Annotated in this window: 13 protein-coding genes; 6 read left to right on the top strand and 7 right to left on the bottom strand. The window is 71.1% G+C overall.

All coding sequences use genetic code 11. The features are described 5' to 3' along the window. Positions 1-94: 94 nt before the first annotated feature. On the top strand, positions 95-2,614 hold the full coding sequence (locus tag B9G38_RS09180) for an extracellular solute-binding protein (RefSeq protein WP_086220195.1): 2,520 nt from the start codon (positions 95-97) through the stop codon (positions 2,612-2,614). 40 nt (positions 2,615-2,654) lie between these two features. Here B9G38_RS09180 and B9G38_RS09175 read toward each other — a convergent pair whose 3' ends face one another. From B9G38_RS09175 to B9G38_RS09150, 6 genes are all read right to left on the bottom strand, one after another. After that, positions 2,655-3,218, bottom strand: coding sequence for a dihydrofolate reductase (locus B9G38_RS09175; protein ID WP_086220194.1), 564 nt, complete (start codon positions 3,216-3,218; stop codon positions 2,655-2,657). A gap of 40 nt (positions 3,219-3,258) precedes the next feature. Further along, a complete protein-coding gene (locus B9G38_RS09170) occupies positions 3,259-4,317 on the bottom strand; it encodes an ornithine cyclodeaminase family protein (protein WP_086220193.1) in 1,059 nt (352 codons plus the stop codon). A 20-nt stretch (positions 4,318-4,337) separates the two neighbouring features. Beyond that, positions 4,338-5,801, bottom strand: coding sequence for a glycerate kinase (locus B9G38_RS09165; protein ID WP_086220192.1), 1,464 nt, complete (start codon positions 5,799-5,801; stop codon positions 4,338-4,340). Positions 5,802-6,347: 546 nt separating this feature from the next. After that, positions 6,348-7,727, bottom strand: a complete 1,380-nt coding sequence (locus B9G38_RS09160; RefSeq protein ID WP_086220191.1) for an NCS2 family permease — start codon at positions 7,725-7,727, stop codon at positions 6,348-6,350. Between the two features lie 126 nt (positions 7,728-7,853). Further along, complete coding sequence (locus B9G38_RS09155) at positions 7,854-8,567, bottom strand: phosphoribosyltransferase family protein (RefSeq protein WP_007344990.1); 714 nt, start codon at positions 8,565-8,567, stop codon at positions 7,854-7,856. Positions 8,568-8,693: 126 nt separating this feature from the next. After that, the gene (locus B9G38_RS09150) at positions 8,694-9,149 is read right to left on the bottom strand and encodes a hypothetical protein (protein ID WP_086220190.1); all 456 of its coding nucleotides are present in this window, start codon (positions 9,147-9,149) and stop codon (positions 8,694-8,696) included. 185 nt (positions 9,150-9,334) lie between these two features. Between B9G38_RS09150 and B9G38_RS09145 the strand changes: the two genes are divergently transcribed. Genes B9G38_RS09145 through B9G38_RS09125 form a run of 5 tightly spaced genes read left to right on the top strand, consistent with a single transcriptional unit; the run spans position 9,335 to position 15,279 of the window. After that, positions 9,335-10,906, top strand: coding sequence for an ABC transporter substrate-binding protein (locus B9G38_RS09145; protein WP_086220189.1), 1,572 nt, complete (start codon positions 9,335-9,337; stop codon positions 10,904-10,906). 30 nt (positions 10,907-10,936) lie between these two features. After that, positions 10,937-11,929 (top strand): ABC transporter permease, encoded by a 993-nt coding sequence (locus tag B9G38_RS09140; protein WP_086220188.1) that lies wholly within the window; start codon positions 10,937-10,939, stop codon positions 11,927-11,929. A gap of 1 nt (position 11,930) precedes the next feature. Then, the gene (locus B9G38_RS09135; RefSeq protein ID WP_086220187.1) at positions 11,931-12,950 is read left to right on the top strand and encodes an ABC transporter permease; all 1,020 of its coding nucleotides are present in this window, start codon (positions 11,931-11,933) and stop codon (positions 12,948-12,950) included. Continuing rightward, complete coding sequence (locus tag B9G38_RS09130; RefSeq protein WP_086220186.1) at positions 12,947-14,212, top strand: ABC transporter ATP-binding protein; 1,266 nt, start codon at positions 12,947-12,949, stop codon at positions 14,210-14,212. The genes B9G38_RS09135 and B9G38_RS09130 overlap by 4 nt, the downstream gene beginning before the upstream one ends. Beyond that, the gene (locus tag B9G38_RS09125; RefSeq protein WP_086220185.1) at positions 14,209-15,279 is read left to right on the top strand and encodes an ABC transporter ATP-binding protein; all 1,071 of its coding nucleotides are present in this window, start codon (positions 14,209-14,211) and stop codon (positions 15,277-15,279) included. The genes B9G38_RS09130 and B9G38_RS09125 overlap by 4 nt, the downstream gene beginning before the upstream one ends. A gap of 30 nt (positions 15,280-15,309) precedes the next feature. Here B9G38_RS09125 and B9G38_RS09120 read toward each other — a convergent pair whose 3' ends face one another. Further along, entirely contained in the window at positions 15,310-16,152 is an 843-nt protein-coding gene (locus tag B9G38_RS09120) for a polyprenyl synthetase family protein (RefSeq protein ID WP_086220184.1), read from the bottom strand. Positions 16,153-16,330 lie beyond the last annotated feature (178 nt).

Genomic DNA, 16,330 nt, shown 5'->3' with positions numbered 1-16,330 from the left:
CACTACCCTCTTCGTCGGCGGCTTAAGATGGGTATAAGGGCCAGGAATAATCTGACTCTCGATCTTATGTACCCCGGCCGGAGAGTGACGACAAATGAACAGTGACGACGCACGCACAGGCTCCGATCGCGGCACGTCCGATCGCGGTGCCGCCGACGGAGACCGCTCGACGACAGACCCCGACGCGACTACCGATGGCGGCGTCTCGTCGGAGGCGGCGCACCCGTCGGGAACGTCCGACGGCGACGTGCCGGCCGAGGCGTTCCGGGAGGTCGCGGAGCGGCTCGCCGACGGCGACCTCGGGGCCCGGTTCCCGGCCGCGGAGACCGACGGCGAGGCGGCGGCGCTCGCGGCGACGCTCAACGAGTTCGTCGAGGGGGTCGCGGAGACGGTGTCCGACGCCGACGGCTTCGGCGACGAGGTCGCTGGCGCGACCGACCACGTCCGGTCGAACGTCGACCGGGCGAAAGACCAGAGCGAGGAGGTGTACGCCGCGGTCGACGAGATCGAGTCGGCCGCGACCCGCCAGCGCGACGACATCGCGGCCGCGACGAGCGAGCTCCAGACCGTCTCGGCCGCCACCGAGGAGGTCGCCGCCTCCGCGGACCAGGTGGCCGAGACCGCGGCCGACGTCGCCGAGCGGGCCGACGAGGGGACCGACGCCGCGACGGCCGCGATCGAGGACCTCCGCGTCGTCGACGAGCGGACCGAGGAGGCCCTCGAACGGGTCGAAACGCTGGAGTCGGAGGTCGCGGCGATCGAGGACGTCACCGACCTGATCCAGGACATCGCCGACGAGACGAACATCCTCGCGCTCAACGCCTCGATCGAGGCCGCCCGCGCCGGCGAGGCCGGGGCCGGCTTCGAGGTGGTCGCCGAGGAGGTCAAGGGCCTCGCGGAGGAGGCGCGAGAGGCGACCGGCGAGATCGAGTCGTCGATACGGTCGGTTCGCGCGGAGACGGACGCGACCGTCGACGAGATGGCCGAGATGCGCGAGCGCGCCGACGAGGGGATCCGCACGGCCGAGGCGGCGCTGGAGGCGTTCACCGACCTCGCCGACGACGTCTCGGAGACGACGAGCGGCGTCGCAGAGATCCGCGACGCGACCGACGACCAGGCGACCTCGATCGAGGCGGTGGTCGACGCCGTCGAGTCGGTCGGCGACCTCGCCGAGGAGACGGCCGCGGACGCGGGCGACGCCACCGCGGTCGCGCACGCGCAGAAGACGTCGCTGGCGGAGGTGGCCGCCGGCGCGTCGACGCTCGCCGACCGGACCGGGACCTTAGACGACGCGCTCGACGCGTACGACGCCGACGGGACCGCCGACGACGACGCGGTCGTCCTCGACTTCTGGCACGCGTTCGGCGGCCGCAAGGCGCGGCTCCTCGACGAGTTCGCCGCCGAGTTCGCCGCTCAGACCGACGGGGTCGCGGTCCGCCCCGCCTCGAAGGGAAGCTACCGCGGCGCGTTCCAGGCGACGCTCGCGGCGGCGGACCGGGGCGAGCCGCCGGCGATCGCCCACCTCTACGAGATCGGCACCCAGCGCGCGCTCGACAGCGGGGCGTTCACGCCCGTCGAGCGCCTCCTCGACGCCGAATCCGGGCGCGTCGCCCGAGGCGGGCCCGCCGCCGCGAGCGGTTCCGGCGTCGCCCTCGACGCCGACGACCTGCTCGACCCCGTCGCGAACTACTACCGGACGGACGGGGTGCTCCACTCGATGCCGTTCAACGCGTCGACGCCCGTGCTGTACTACGACCGGGCGGCGTTCGAGCGGGCCGGACTGGACCCCGACGACCCGCCCGAGACGTTCGACGAGGTCCGGCGCTGCGCCGAGCGGCTCGTCGAGCGCGGCGCGACCGAGACGGGGATCACGTTCGCGACGTACTCGTGGTTTATCGAGCAGTGGTTCGCCGAGGCCGGCGAACCCCTCGTCGACGCCGACAACGGTCGGGGCGGCACGCCGGCGGAGAGCCGGTTCGACGGACCCGTCGGCGAGCGGATCTACCGTTGGATCGCCGAGATGGCCGCCGACGGCCTGTACCACGACCCCGGCATCGAGGCCCGCGGGCAGGCCCGCGAGGCGTTCCAGGAGGGGCGCGCCGGGATGCTCATCGGCTCCACCTCCGCGATGGTCGACGTGCGGGAGGGCGCCTCTTTCCCGGTCGGCGTCGGCTACTTCCCGGTCGCCGACGAGCGGCACGGCGTCGTCGTCGGCGGGGGATCGCTGTGGGTCGCGGACGGCGCGTCGCCGGCGGAGCAGCGCGCCGCCGCGGCGTTCCTCGCCTGGCTCGCGGCCCCGGAACGGCAGGCGCGCTGGCACCGCGAGACCGGCTACTTCCCGGTCCACGAGGGCGCGATCGACCGGCTCGACCGCCAGGGGTGGTTCGACGAGAACCCCGGCTACCGCACTGCGATAGACCAGCTGCTCGACGCCGAGGACGCGGCGGCCACGACGGGCGCGCGGATCGGTCCGTTCGACACGGTCCGGACGCTCGCCGCCGAGGCGTCGGTCGACGCCCGCGAGCACGGGGTCGAGTCCGCGGTCGAGCGCCTCGCCGACAGCACCGCCGTCCAGCTCGAACGCTACGCGGCCGAGCGCGACGGCGGGGCGTAGTCGCTGTCGCGGGCGATCGAAACGGCCGAGAGAAACCCGCTCAGCGCGCCCGACGGACCCACTCGCGCAGCGTGAACCGGTCGTACGCCGTCTCTTCGGCAACGTCCCACTCCGCCTCGTCCCACGCCGGGTAGTACGTGTCCCCGTCGAACGCGCCCTCGACGTGGCTGAGGGCCATCCGGTCGAGGTGCGGCTGGAACAGCTCGTAGATGCCGCCGCCGCCGAGGACGTAGACCGTCTCGTCCCCCTCGTCCGACGCCTCGACCGGCCCCGACGCCGGACTGGTCTCGGCGGGCACGCGCTCCCGCTCGGCGGGGGCGTCCCCGACGACGTCGCGGGCCGCCGCGAGCGCCTCCTCGACGCCGCTCGCGACGAGCGCCGTCGGCCCGTCGACCGCGTCGACGCTCCGGCTCACGACGATCTGGCGGCGTCCGGGCAGGTCGCCGCGCATCGAGTCGAACGTGCGTCGGCCGAGAATCACCGGTGACTCCGCGACGCGGTCGCGGTACTGCCGCACGTCCGCCTCGATGTGCGGCCACGGCACCTCGCCGTCTCTCCCGATCACCCGGTTCTCCGCGAGCGCCGCGACGCTGACGAGTCTCACGGCCGGCGTACGCGGCGAGGAGACAAAAGCGGCCCGTCGTTCAGCCGTCGAGGCCCAACAGGTCGAACGGGTACCCGTTGTCCAGCTCGTCGGCGCGCTCGTAGACGACGCGCGCGGCCGCCACGTCCTGAATCGCGAGCCCCGTCGAGTCGAAGACGCTGACGCCGCTCACGCCGTCGGCGTCGGCGGGGGTCCCCGGCGTCCCGGGACGGCCCGCCCGACGGCCGACGACTATCTCGCCGATCTCGCCGTAGATGTCGTCGTCGGTGAGCGTCCCAGCGGCGTAGGGGACGTTGATCTCGCCCGAGTGGGTGCACTGCTCGTGGTCGTCGATGACGACCGTGGCGTCGACGAGGAGGTCGTCCGCGAGCTCGTGTTTCCCCTCCGCGTCCGCGCCCATCGCGTTGACGTGCGTGTGGTCGCCCACGTCCTCGGGACCAACGATCGGACTCTCGACCGGCGTCACCGTCGAGAGGATATCGCAGTGGCCCGCCTCCGAGACCGAGCCCGCGCGCACGTCGAACCGGTCCCCGAAGGCGTCGAGGAAGTCGGCGACGCGCTCCTCGTCGAGGTCGCTCACGACGACCTCATCGATGTCCCGCACCGTCGAGATCGCTTCGAGTTGGGTGTACGACTGGACGCCGGCGCCGACGATCCCGAGCGAACTCGCGTCGGGGACGGCGAGGTGGTCGGTCGCGACCGCGGCGGCCGCGCCGGTGCGTTTCATCGTCAGCGTCGTCCCGTCGAGGACCGCCAGCGGGAACGCCGTCTCGGGGTCGGAGTAGATCATCGTCCCCATCACGGTCGGGAGGTCGTGGTCGGCGGGGTTGTCGGTGTGGACGTTCACCCACTTGATCCCGGCTGCGTCCCACCCGTCGCCGGTCGCCGTCTCCTCGGCGACGTCCTCCTCGCGGACGTCGAGGTAGGCGGGCATCGACCGGAAGTCGCCGTTGTACTCGGGCAGGTCGATGTACGACTTCGCCGGCATCTTGGCGTCGCCGCGCTCGTAGGCGGTAAACGCGCCGCGGACCGCGTCGATTACCCGGTCCATCTCGGCGTTCTCGTCTACGTCGTCCGCGTTGAGGAGCAGCGTCTGCATGCCGCAAAATTCGCCGGCCGTCACTTAGTCCCTTCCGAACGCGATCCGCTCGCCTCAGACCCCGCAACGCGTCCGCCGACCACCACCGCGCGCAGGTCGTTGACGTTCGTCCCGGTCGGTCCCGTGCGGACCAGCGCGTCCGCCCCGTCGAGCAGCGGGTACGCGTCGTGCTCGTCGAGCGCGGCCGCGGCCGCATCGCGGCCCAGGGTGGCCTCGGGGCCGTCGCCGACGAGGCGGTCGTCGATCAGCGCGCCGGCCGCGTCCGTCGCGCCGTCGATACCGTCGGTGTCGACGCTCGCGACGGCGATCCCCTCGCTGTCGCGCCCCGACGCGTCGAGCTCGGCCGCCGCCGACAGCGCGAACTCCCCGTTCGGCCCGCCCTCTCCCGGATCGTCGCCGAGCGTGACCGTCACCTCGCCGGCCGAGAGGAGGACCGCGGGCGGCTCTACGGGCTCGCCGGTGGCCCGACACTCCTCGGCGACCGCCGCGTGCGTCTTCGCCGCCTCGCGGGCCTCGCCGCGCACCCGCGAGGAGAGCACGACCGGCTCGTACCCCCTCGCCGCGGCGACCTCCCGCGCGGCGTCGAGGGCGGTGCGCGCGCTCGCGACGATCTCGACGTCGACGCCGTCGCCGTCGAACGGAGGGTCGCTCGGGTTCGGGGTCTCCGCGAGGCCGCCCGCGGCGCCGCGTTCGAGCCGGTCGGTCACGGCCGCGGGCGCGTCGATCCCGTATCGGTCGAGGACGCCGAGCGCGTCCGCGTAGGCCGTCGGATCGGGCGAGAGGGGGCCGCTCGCGATCACGGCGGGGTCGTCGCCGGTCACGTCGCTCACCGCGAGGCCGAGGACGTCGGCGGGGGCGGCCGCCCGCGCCAGCCGGCCCCCCTTCACCGCCGAGCAGTGCTTGCGGACCGCGTTGATCTCCGCGATGGTCGCGCCGCTCGCCAGCAGGGCCGCGGTCGTCTCGCGGAGGTCGTCGAGGCCGATCCCCTCCGCGGGCGCGGCCAGCAGCGCGCTCCCGCCGCCGGTGAGCAGGCCGATCACGAGGTCGCCCTCGCCGGCGCCGGCCGCGACCTCGCGCACCTCCCGGGCGCTCTCGACGCCCGCCTCGCTCGGCGTCGGGTGATCGCCGGGGAGGACTGAGATCCGCTCGGTCTCGACGGGGTCGTCCGTGACGACCGCGCCGCCGTCGATCCGGTCGCCGAGGAGCTCCTCGACGGCGGCCGCGAAGTGGCCCGCCGCGTTGCCCGCGCCGACGACCAGCACGCGGTCGTACGCGTCGAGGGCGTAGGTCGCGGTTTCGTCGTCGACGCCCGCGACCGAGAGCTTCCCGTCGTTCAGGGAGAGCGCGTCCGCGACGACTCGCTTCGGGTGCGCCGCCTCGATCCCCGCGGTGACGCAGTCGAGCGCGAGCTCGCGGGCCGGGCCGCTCGCGTGTCGCTCCCGGTCGGCGACGGTTACGCGGAACTCGTCGGACTGTTCTGTCATCGTTCGGATCGCCTCGGTCGGGATGCGTCCCGCCGGCTCAAGAGCGTTCCCCCGCCCGCGGGTCGGGTGCGCGTTCGACCGATATGAGTCCGTCAAAATCACATTACCAACGTGTGCTGTCGAAGCCGCGACGAACGGTTCCGAATGCGCTGTAGTTCGTTTATAAATAGTCGAATCCGAATCGGCGGAGAACACCACCAAAGCCCCAGCCGCGAGGGCTCGGTGCGCTCGCTGTGGTCCTCAGCGCTCACTACGTTCGCGCCTTCGGTCCTTGCGTCGCGCGCCTTCGCCCTCGCGACTGCCCCTTTGAGTCCCGCCCCGCACTGCTCCGCACCGCAGCCTCACGCCTCCCCAGCCTCGTCGGCCGGCCTCCGCTTCGCTCCGGCCGGCCGACTCCCTCGCACGCGCTCCTCGCGGCCGCCGGGGGCGGCCGCTCGGAGGCGCGCGCCACCGCACTCAGATTTTATAAGCGCCATTGCTCTCGCTCGCGGACATTTATAAGATCAAAACGGTGTGCGGAACGTTCGTCGCGGCGCGTCGACCGCCTCAGAGGATGTAGCCGGCGGTCGAGAGGACGTAATAGGCGGCGAGCAGCGCCGCGATGACGTACTGGCCGAGCGCGACGTCGCGGCCCTCGCCGATCGCGAGCTTGATCAGCGGGTACGCGACGATGCCGGCCGCCAGCCCGTCGGCGATGGAGTAGGCGAACGGCATCACGGTGACCGTGAGCCCGGCGGAGACGGCCCACGCGGGCTCGCTCCAGTCGACCTCGACGAGCCCTTGGAGCATCATCACGCCGACGACGATCAGCGCGATGAAGGAGGCGTACGCCGGGATCGCGGCGACGACGGGGATCACGACGAGCGACGCGATAAAGAGCGCGGCGACGACGAGCGCGGTGAGCCCGGTGCGCCCGCCCTCCTCGACGCCGGTCGAGGACTCGATGTACGTCGTCACCGTCGAGGTGCCGAGCACCGCGCCGGCGGTCGTCCCCACCGCGTCGGCCATCAGCGGCTTGTCCATGTCCGGGAGGTCGCCGTCGTCGTCGAGGAAGTCGCCGAACTGCGAGACGCCGATGAGCGTCCCCGCGGTGTCGAAGAAGTCGACGAAGAAGAAGGTGAACACGACGAGGACGAACGTGAGCGGGTCGATCTGGCCGAGGCCGTCGACGAACGCGCCCGCCAGCGGCGTGATGTCGTACTGCGCCGACGGGAGCGACTCGGGCGTGACCGTGCCCCGGGCGAACACGCCGCCGAGGGTGAGCGCCCACCCCGCGACCGCGGTGGTGACGACGCCGAGGATGATGGCGCCGGTGACGTTCCGCGCCCACAGCACGAACGTGAGCACGAGCCCGAGCACGCCGAGGATCGCCCACGGGTTAGCGAAGACGTTCCCGAGCGCGACGAGCGTCGCCTCGTCGTTGACGACGACCTGAAGCTCCTGAAGCCCGATGAAAAGCAGGAACAGCCCGATACCGGCCCCGACCGACCGCTTCACCGGCTCCGGAAACAGCCGGATGACGTACTCCCGCGCGCCGACCGCGGTCAGGACCATGAACAGGACCCCCTCGACGAAGACGGCGGCCAGCGCCGTCTGCCACGGGATCCCGAGTCCGAGCACGACCGTGTACGCGAAGAAGGCGTTGAGCCCGAGCCCGGGCGCGAGCCCGAACGGCCGGTTCGCGTACAGCGCCATCACGGCCGTCGCGATGGCCGCCGAGAGGATCGTCGCGATGGCGATCATCTGGAACACCTCGCCCTGTCCGTACCCCTCGATCTGGACCGCCTCCGAGAGGATCGCGGGATTCACGACGATGATGTACGACATCGCGAGGAACGTCGTGAGCCCGGCGACCAGCTCGGTGCGGACGTCCGACCCGTGCGACTCCACGTCGAACCGCGCGGCCAGCGTGTCTGAAAGCCCCATTGAACGGGTGAGTGTTCCCCGCAATCGGGTGATAAGCCTTGCTGAACGTCGCGCTCAGATATACAAGTATACGGATCGAAAAGGGGTGAAATCCTGTCTATACTCGAATAGTATGCGTGAACGTGGCTACTCGAACGTCGTCAGCGCCCCGACCGGCGCGTCGGTGATCGCTCGCGCGCGGTCCATGCCCTCGTCGCCGACCGCGATGAGCGCGAACACGCCGGTGACGTCGGCGTCGCCCTGGAGCGCGATGTCCAAGAGGAGCTCCTGGGTCTCGCCCGAGCGGATCAGGTCGTCGACGACTAACACCGTGTCCCCGGCGTCGATCGCGCTCGCGGGGAGGTAGTAGGTGAGCTCGATGCCCGAGGCGAGCCGCTGGCGCGACTCGATGAACTCCTCGACCGCGGTCTCCTTCGACTTCTTCGCGTACGCCAGGCGGGCGTCGAAGAAGGAAGCCATCGCCGCGCCCAGCGTGATCCCGTCGGTCGCGGCCGTCAGGACCACGTCGGGCGACTCGAACTCGAACGTCTCCGCGGCGACGGGCGCCACGAGGTCGAGGAACGACTGGTCGAAGACGACCCCGGAGTTGTCGACGTACCCCTCGTCGTCGAACTCGACGCGGGCGACCAGCTCGTCGGCGAGGGCCTCGCGCCCGACCGACTCGACCACCTCGCTCGCGCGGTCGGTACCGGGCAGGACGTGGCCGTTCACGTACCGGTTCAGGTCGCCGGCGGGCAGGCCGGTCACCTCCGAGAGCTCCTCGTACGTTCGCGTCTCCTTCAACATCCGCAACACGGCGACCGCCTGTAGCTGGAGGGCCGCCTTCTCTGCGCGGTTCATACGAATGATCGCGATCGCACAACTATGAATACGTCGAAGTCGAACGTGTCACCGATACCCACGTGCGTGCCCCCGAGGCGACGCCGCCGTCGCCCGCCGTCGCCCGCCGCGATCGCTGCGACCGCCTCACGCCTCGGGTGCGTCGAAGAACACCCCCGGCTCGTCGATCGCGATCTCGACGTGGTCGCGGTCGTCGAGGGGGCGCAGTCGCACGGTGAGCGCGCCCGCCGTCTCGGCGGCCGCGCGCAGGGAGGCGAGGTCGTCGCTCGCGAGGTACGTCGGGACACAGAGCGCCACCTGCGCCGCCTCGTCGGTCGCGACCACCAGCCGGTACGCGACCCCGCCGGCGGCGCCCGCGTACACGTCGACGCCGTCTATCGCGGCGTCGCCGACGGCGTCCAGCGCGGCGTCGAACTCCGACCCCGGCAACAGCACGTCGATCCGAGCGGCGTCCGCGACCGGATTCACCTGCCCGGGATGCCCCGCGAGCGCGGTCCAGCCGCGCTCTCGGTACGCCGCCGCCGTCGACTCCGCGTCCTCCTCGACCGCGTCCCACTGCGGTCCGGGATCGGGTGCGTCCATGTCGCCCGCCTACCGCCGGGGGCCCTACATACCCGTCGGTTTCCGCTCGCGCCCGATCCGCCCAGTTCAGCGGCGTTCACCCGGCGACTCGGCGCTCCCTACTGTCAGCGGATCGCCAGCAGCCGGTCCCGAAAGGGGCCGCGTCTGCCGGTAGGTTCATAACTCTCTGTCGTATGGGATCGCCTATGCCTACTGACAACGACGATCACGTCGACAGGCGGACGGTGCTCAAGTACGCCGGAACGGCCGGTGCGGTCGGTCTCGCGGGGTGTTCCGGAAACGGCGGCGACGGCGGCGACGGCTCCGACGGGGGCGACGCGTTCGAACTCGGCGTCACCATGGGACAGATGGACTCCGGGCTCGACCCGCAGGACCACGCCGAGACGAACACCGAGATCATCGTCGGCCAGCTGTACGAGGGGCTCCTCGACCGCGACAAGCAGGGCGGCATCATCGCCGGCCTCGCGGAAGAGTGGGAGCGCACCGACGACGGTAGCGTCCGCTTCGTGCTGCGCGACGGGCTCACGTTCCACAACGGCGACGAGGTCACGCCGGAGGACGTCCGGTACAGCATCCGCCGGATCGTCTTCGAGGACGTCGGGATCGTCAGCCCGCAGTCCAACGACCTCGGCTCGGTCTCGGAGGTCACCACCGGCGACGGGCAGGTGACGGTCTCCTTCGAGGGGTACAACCCGATCGCCTTCCAGCTGTTCGCGACGAACGGCCCGGTCATGCAGCAGTCGTGGGTCGAGGAGAACGGCGGCGACTACATCAACCGGAACGCCAACGGCACGGGCCCGTTCCGCCTCTCCGAGTACGATTCCGGTAATCAGGTCGTCTACGAGCCCAACGAGGAGTACTGGGACGGCGCCCCGGCGGTCGACGAGCTCACCATGAGCGCCTCCAGCGAGTCCAGTACGCGGGTTAACCAGCTGCTCGCCGAGGAGACGGACATCGTGACGAACGTCCCGCCGAACGAGGTCTCCCGAGTGAACAGCTCCGACGTCGCCACGATCAACTCCGTGGCGAGCGCGCGGATCATCTTCCTCCAGATGCGCTACGACGTGGAGCCGTTCTCCAGCCAGCAGTTCCGGCAGGCGATGAACCACGCGGTCGACGTCGAGAGCATCATCGAGAACGTGCTCAACGGCTTCGGCAACGTCACCGCGCAGCCGACCCTCGACGGCCACGTCGGCTACAACCCCGACATCGACCCGTACCCGTACGACCCCGACGAGGCCGAGCGGCTCGTCGAGGAGTCCGGCCACGCGGGCGTCGAGATCACCTTGGAGACGCCGATCGGGCGCTACCTCCGCGACGTCGAGATCGCGCAGGCCGCGGCCAGCCAGATCGACTCGCTGTCGAACGTCTCCTGTGAGGTCGAACAGCGCGAGTTCTCCTCGCTCGTTCAGGACGTCACCGCGCCGGACATCGAGGACCGCCCGCACTTCAACCTCCTCGGGTGGGGGAACGGCGAGTTCGACGGTAGTCAGACGCTAACGCCGCTGCTCTCGTCGAGCGGCGCGCTCACCGTGCTGGAGAACGAGGAGCTGGACGGCCTGCTCACGGACGCCGAGGCGACCGAGGACCCCGACGAGCGCGTCGAGATCCTCCAACAGGCGAACCAGCTCGCCCACGACCTCGCGCCGTGGGTGTTCATGCACCAGCAGTTCAGCGTCTACGGCGTCTCGAACGACATCTCCTGGGAGCCGCGGGCCGACGAGTTCATCGACCCGGACACCGCCACCCAACAGTAACGCGACTCCCACCTCTCCACATCGTTATTAATGTCACTCGGCAGATTCGCACTCAAAAGAAGCCTCCAAGGGATCGGCGTCGTCTGGGGCGTCGTCACCGTCGTGTTCGCGCTCCGGTTCGTCACGCCCGGCAGCCCGATCAACGCGGTCGCGCCGCTCGACGCGTCGCAGGAGACGCGACAGGCGATCGCCGCCGAACTGGGGCTCGACCAGCCGCTGTACGTCCAGTACGGCCAGTACGTCTTCGAGCTGCTTCAGGGGGATATGGGGCGGTCGTACATCCGCGGCCAGGAGGTCACGACGCTCGTGTTCGAGCGGCTGCCCGCCACCGTGGAGCTCGCGGTCGCCGCCAGCGTCGTGGCGATCGCCCTCGCGATCCCGCTCGGCGTCATCAGCGCCACCCGCCGCAACGAGCCCGTCGACTACGGCGCGACCCTGCTGTCGCTCGGCGGCATCTCGACGCCGAACTTCTGGCTCGGGATCATGCTCATCCTGATCTTCGCCGTGGAGTTCAACATCTTCAACACCAGCGGTCGCGGGGTCGACGTCGGCGACGTCGCCCTGTCGGTGATCAACGCCGAGCCGTTCGTCGGGACGCTGCTGACGTGGCTCGCGTACATCACGCTGCCCGCGATCGCCTTGGGGACGTACTTCATGGCGCTCATCACCCGGCTGACGCGGTCGGGAATGTTAGACGAGCTCAGCAAGGGCTACGTACAGGCCGCGCGGGCCAAGGGGCTCCCGCGGACGCTGATCCGGTACAAACACGCGCTCCGGAACACGCTGATCCCCGTCATCACCGTCCTCGGGCTCCAGCTCGGGACGCTGATCGGCGGCGCCGTGATCACCGAGGCGGTGTTCTCGTGGCCGGGACTCGGCACGCTGGTCATCGAGAGCATCAACCAGCGCGACTGGCCGGCGCTCCAGGGGAGCCTCATCGTCATCGGGACGAGCTTCGTCCTCGTCAACATCCTCGTCGACGTCGTCTACGCCTACCTCGACCCGGAGGTGGTGACCGACTAACATGGTCTCTTCACGTGTCATACGCAATCTCAAAAAGGAGTTCAGAGGTAGCGGGCTCGCGAAGCTCGGGCTGGCGCTGGTGGTCCTCATCGTGTTGACCGCCGTGTTCGCCCCGTTCATCGCGCCCCACAACCCGACCGACCAACAGCTCGACCAGAGCGAGCTGCCGCCGATCGGCTTCTCGCAGACGGAGGAGCGCACCACCTCGCAGATGGTCGACGGCGAGATCCGGACGGTCACCGAAGAGGTCGAGATCACCGCCGACCCCGACCACGTGTTCGGCACCGACGGGCTCGGTCGCGACATGTTCTCGCGGGTGGTGTACGGCGCCCGCACGTCGCTCGTCGTCGGCGTCCTCGGCACGCTGCTCGCCGCGTCGATCGGCGTGCCGGTCGGCCTGCTCGCCGGCTACCACCGCGGGCGCGTCGACGACGCGCTGATGCGGATCGCGGACGTGAGCCTCGCGTTCCCGTCGCTGGTGTTAGCGGTCGCGCTGATCGGACTGTGGGGCCGCGCGGCGGTGAACGTCCCCGACCCGTTCGTCGCCGCCGGGCTCGCTCCGGAGATGCCGGGGAGCTTCGTGCTGCCGATAACGGTGGTGATCGTCGTCGGCCTCGTCAACTGGGTGTGGTTCGCCCGCGTCGCCCGCGGGGAGGCGCTCTCCCTGCGCGGGCAGGAGTACGTGAAGGCGTCGCGCGCGCTGGGCGCCGACGACAACGCGATCATCCTCCGCCACGTCCTGCCGAACGCGATCACGCCGATCATCGTCCTCGGCACGGTACAGGTGGCGGCGATCATCCTCCTGGAGAGCTCGCTGTCGTTCCTCGGCTTCTCCGGGACCACGCTGTCGTGGGGCTTCGACATCGCGCAGGGGCGCGACTACGTCTCCTCCGGCCAGTGGTGGATCGCCTCGATCCCCGGGGTCGCGATCATGCTGTCGGTGATCGGGATCAACCTGCTGGGCGACTGGCTCCGTGACGCCCTGGACCCCGGTATCGAGGGCGAAGGGGGTGCCGCATGACCGACGCCGACGCGACCCCGACCGGGGCGCCGGGGCCAGACGACGTGCTCGCGGTCCGGGACCTCTCGACGCGCTTCTTCACCGAGGAGGGGCAGATCAACGCCGTCGAGTCGGTGTCGTTCGACCTCCGGGAAGACGAGATCCTCGGCGTCGTCGGCGAGTCCGGCTCCGGCAAGTCGGTGACCGCGCTGTCGCTCGTCGACCTCGTCGAGACGCCCGGCCGGATCACCGCGGGCGAGGTGTGGTACCGCGACCCCGACCTCGCCGAGGAGTTCCGCGACACGGAGTCGGTGCGGGTCGACGGCGACCACGTCGACCTCCGGACCGTGCCGCCCAGCGTCCGCCGGTCGCTGCGCGGCCCCTCCTTCAGCGTCATCTTCCAAGACCCGATGAGCAGCTTCAACCCCTCGATCACGGTCGGCGAGCAGATCGCCGAGGCGGTCGAGGTGCAGCGCCGGGCGCGGGCGAACCCCCGCTCGACGCGCTCGCGGACGCAGGGGTACGGGCTCGGCAGGCTCCTCCTCGACGGCGTCGTCCCCGGCCGCGACTACACGAGCGAGGAGAGCATGGAGCGCGCGGTCGAGCTGCTCGGGCAGGTCGGGATCCCCGACCCCGAGGAGCGCGTCGACGAGTACCCCGGGCAGTTCTCCGGCGGGATGCTCCAGCGCGCGATGATCGCGCAGGCGCTCGCCGGCGAGCCCGACGTGCTCATCGCGGACGAGCCGACGACCGCGCTCGACGTGACCATTCAGGCGCAGATCCTGAACCTGCTGAAGGAGATCCAGGAAGAGCGCGGAATGAGCATCGTGCTCATCACCCACGACCTGGGCGTGATAGCCGAGATGTGCGACCGCGTCTGCGTGATGTACGCGGGCGAGGTCGTCGAGCGCGGCACGCTCGAATCGGTGTTCGAGGACACCGTCCACCCGTACACGCGGGGGCTGCTCGGCTCGATCCCCGACGTGGACGACCCGCGGGCGCGGCTCGAACCGATCGCGGGCAACGTCCCGAGCCTGGTCGACGCCGAGATGGGCGACCGGTGTTACTTCGCGGACCGGTGCCCGAAGGCGATGGAGGCGTGCCTCGACAAGCCGCCCGAGGCGACGGTCGACGCCGCGGCCGACCACGGCGCCAAGTGCGTCCTCGCCGAGCGCGAGTACGACCCGGCCGACGCGCTCCCGGACGACCACTTCGGCGCCGGTTCGGCCGACGCCGCGGCCCCCGACGAGGAGGCCGCGACCGACGGGGGTGCGGGCGAATGAGCGACCCCCTGCTCTCCGTCGACGGCCTGAAGAAGTACTACGCGGACGACCCCTCGCTCGTCGACCGCCTGCTCGGCCAGGAGTCGGAGAGCGTGAAGGCGGTCGACGGGGTCTCCTTCGACGTGCGAGAGGGCGAGACGCTCGGGCTCGTCGGCGAGTCCGGCTGCGGGAAGTCGACGACCGGCGAGACGGTGTTGCGGCTCCGCGAGCCGACCGCGGGCGAGATCGCCTTCGACGGCGAGGACGTCCGCGCGATGACCGACCGGGAGCTGACCCGGTTCCGCCGGCGCGCGCAGATCGTGTTCCAGGACCCGTTCTCCAGTCTCGACCCGCGGATGACCACCGGCGACATCGTCACGGAGGGGCTGCGGATCCACGACGTCGCCGACCGGGAGGAGCGCCGCGAGACGGCCCGGGACCTCCTCGAACGCGTCGGGCTCTCCGCCGACCAGATGGACCGGTACCCGCACGAGTTCTCGGGCGGGCAGCGCCAGCGCATCGGGATCGCTCGGGCGCTCGCCTTGGACCCCGACTTCGTCGTCCTCGACGAGCCCGTCTCGGCGCTCGACGTCTCGGTCCAGGCGCAGATCCTGAACCTGCTCGAAGACCTCCAGGACGACTTCGGGCTCACGTTCCTCTTCATCGCGCACAACCTCGGCGTGGTCCGGCACGTCTGCGACCGCGTCGCGGTGATGTACCTCGGCGAGATCGTCGAGATCGGGCCGGTCGAGGAGATATTCGACGACCCCGCGCACCCGTACACGAAGGCGCTGCTGTCGAGCGTCCCGCGGGCGAGCACGGACGCGAGGGACGAGGAGTTCGAGACGCTCCACGGCGACGTGCCCTCGCCGCGGAACCCGCCCGCGGGCTGCCGGTTCCACACGCGCTGTCCGGCGGCGCGCGCGGCCTGCCGGGAGTCGGCGCCGCCGGCGTACGACGTCGGCGACGGCCGGACGGCGACCTGCTTCCGGACGGACGACGGCCACGCGTACTGGGACAGCGAGCCGATCGGCGAGAACCCGGCCGCCGAGGACGCGGCGGACGCCGGCGAACCGGCGGACGACTGACCGGCCGTCGAGGTCGACGTTCCTGCGGTTTCAGCGCTCGCGGACGACGACGAACTCCGCGAGGTCGCGGAGGTACTCGATCGCCTCGGTCTCGGGCGGGTCGGCGTCGTCGAGGGCGGCGAGCGCGCGCTCCGACTCCGCGCGAGCGCGCTCGTTGATCTCCTCGGGCGACAGCGACGTGACTTGGAGCACCGACGGCCGGTCCATCTCGGCGTCCTGCCCGGTCGGCTTGCCGAGGTCGTCGGCGTCGGCGGTGGCGTCTAACACGTCGTCGCGCATCTGGAAGGCGACGCCGACGCGCTCGGCGTACTCGCCGAACGAGTCGATCGCGTGGGGCTCGGCGCCCCCGGCGACCGCGCCCAGTTCGGCGGCGGCCCGGAACAGCGCGCCCGTCTTCCGGCGGGCCAGCTTCATGTACTCGGCCTCGGTGGTCGGGCGGGCGGCCAGCTCCGTCGCCTCGCCCTCGCCGAGCTCGACGAGCGCCTCGGCGACGGTCCGCATCGCGCGCGGGTCCGCCGAGAACAGCGCGAACGCCTCGCCGAGCAGGCCGTCGCTGGCGATGATCGCCGGGCCGTAGCCGAACTCGGCCCACGCGGCGGGGGTCCCCCGCCGGACCTCCGAGCGGTCGATGATGTCGTCGATCACGAGCGAGGCGTTGTGGACGAACTCGACGCCGGCCGCGAAGTCGACCGCCGCCTCGGGGTCGCCGTCGAACGCCTCGCAGGCGAGGACGGTCACCGCCGGCCGGACGCGCTTGCCGCCCGCGAGGACGACGTGGCCGACCTCGTCGGACAGCTCCTCGGGCTCGACGTCGTCGATGACCGACTCGATCCGGTCTTCGACCAGCCCGACCCGACGCTGCAAATACTCCATCTACCGACCGGAGGGCCCCGGCGCGCAAAGGCCTAACGGAACGCCCTCCGAACGGGATTCGGGCGACGGCGACGGCGCTACTTCGTACACGGTTACTGCTGTGGCGCGTGCCTGCGAGCGGTCGCCCCCGGCGACCGCGAGACAGCACGCGCGAGGGACGCCGCGAGCGACCGAAGGG

The sequence above is a fragment of the Halorubrum sp. SD612 genome, assembly GCF_002135005.1.
The sequence above is the reverse complement of the archived record's forward strand: the minus strand, read 5'-3'. Positions and strand labels throughout refer to the sequence as shown.

Excerpts from the sequence above, each read along its gene's own strand:
- B9G38_RS09180 (WP_086220195.1), top strand. The coding sequence starts at position 95 with ATGAACAGTGACGACGCACGCACAGGCTCCGATCGCGGCACGTCCGAT.
- B9G38_RS09170 (WP_086220193.1), bottom strand. The coding sequence starts at position 4,317 with ATGCAGACGCTGCTCCTCAACGCGGACGACGTAGACGAGAACGCCGAG.
- B9G38_RS09165 (WP_086220192.1), bottom strand. The coding sequence starts at position 5,801 with ATGACAGAACAGTCCGACGAGTTCCGCGTAACCGTCGCCGACCGGGAG.
- B9G38_RS09160 (WP_086220191.1), bottom strand. The coding sequence starts at position 7,727 with ATGGGGCTTTCAGACACGCTGGCCGCGCGGTTCGACGTGGAGTCGCAC.
- B9G38_RS09155 (WP_007344990.1), bottom strand. The coding sequence starts at position 8,567 with ATGAACCGCGCAGAGAAGGCGGCCCTCCAGCTACAGGCGGTCGCCGTG.
- B9G38_RS09150 (WP_086220190.1), bottom strand. The coding sequence starts at position 9,149 with ATGGACGCACCCGATCCCGGACCGCAGTGGGACGCGGTCGAGGAGGAC.
- B9G38_RS09145 (WP_086220189.1), top strand. The coding sequence starts at position 9,335 with ATGCCTACTGACAACGACGATCACGTCGACAGGCGGACGGTGCTCAAG.
- B9G38_RS09140 (WP_086220188.1), top strand. The coding sequence starts at position 10,937 with ATGTCACTCGGCAGATTCGCACTCAAAAGAAGCCTCCAAGGGATCGGC.
- B9G38_RS09135 (WP_086220187.1), top strand. The coding sequence starts at position 11,931 with ATGGTCTCTTCACGTGTCATACGCAATCTCAAAAAGGAGTTCAGAGGT.
- B9G38_RS09130 (WP_086220186.1), top strand. The coding sequence starts at position 12,947 with ATGACCGACGCCGACGCGACCCCGACCGGGGCGCCGGGGCCAGACGAC.
- B9G38_RS09125 (WP_086220185.1), top strand. The coding sequence starts at position 14,209 with ATGAGCGACCCCCTGCTCTCCGTCGACGGCCTGAAGAAGTACTACGCG.
- B9G38_RS09120 (WP_086220184.1), bottom strand. The coding sequence starts at position 16,152 with ATGGAGTATTTGCAGCGTCGGGTCGGGCTGGTCGAAGACCGGATCGAG.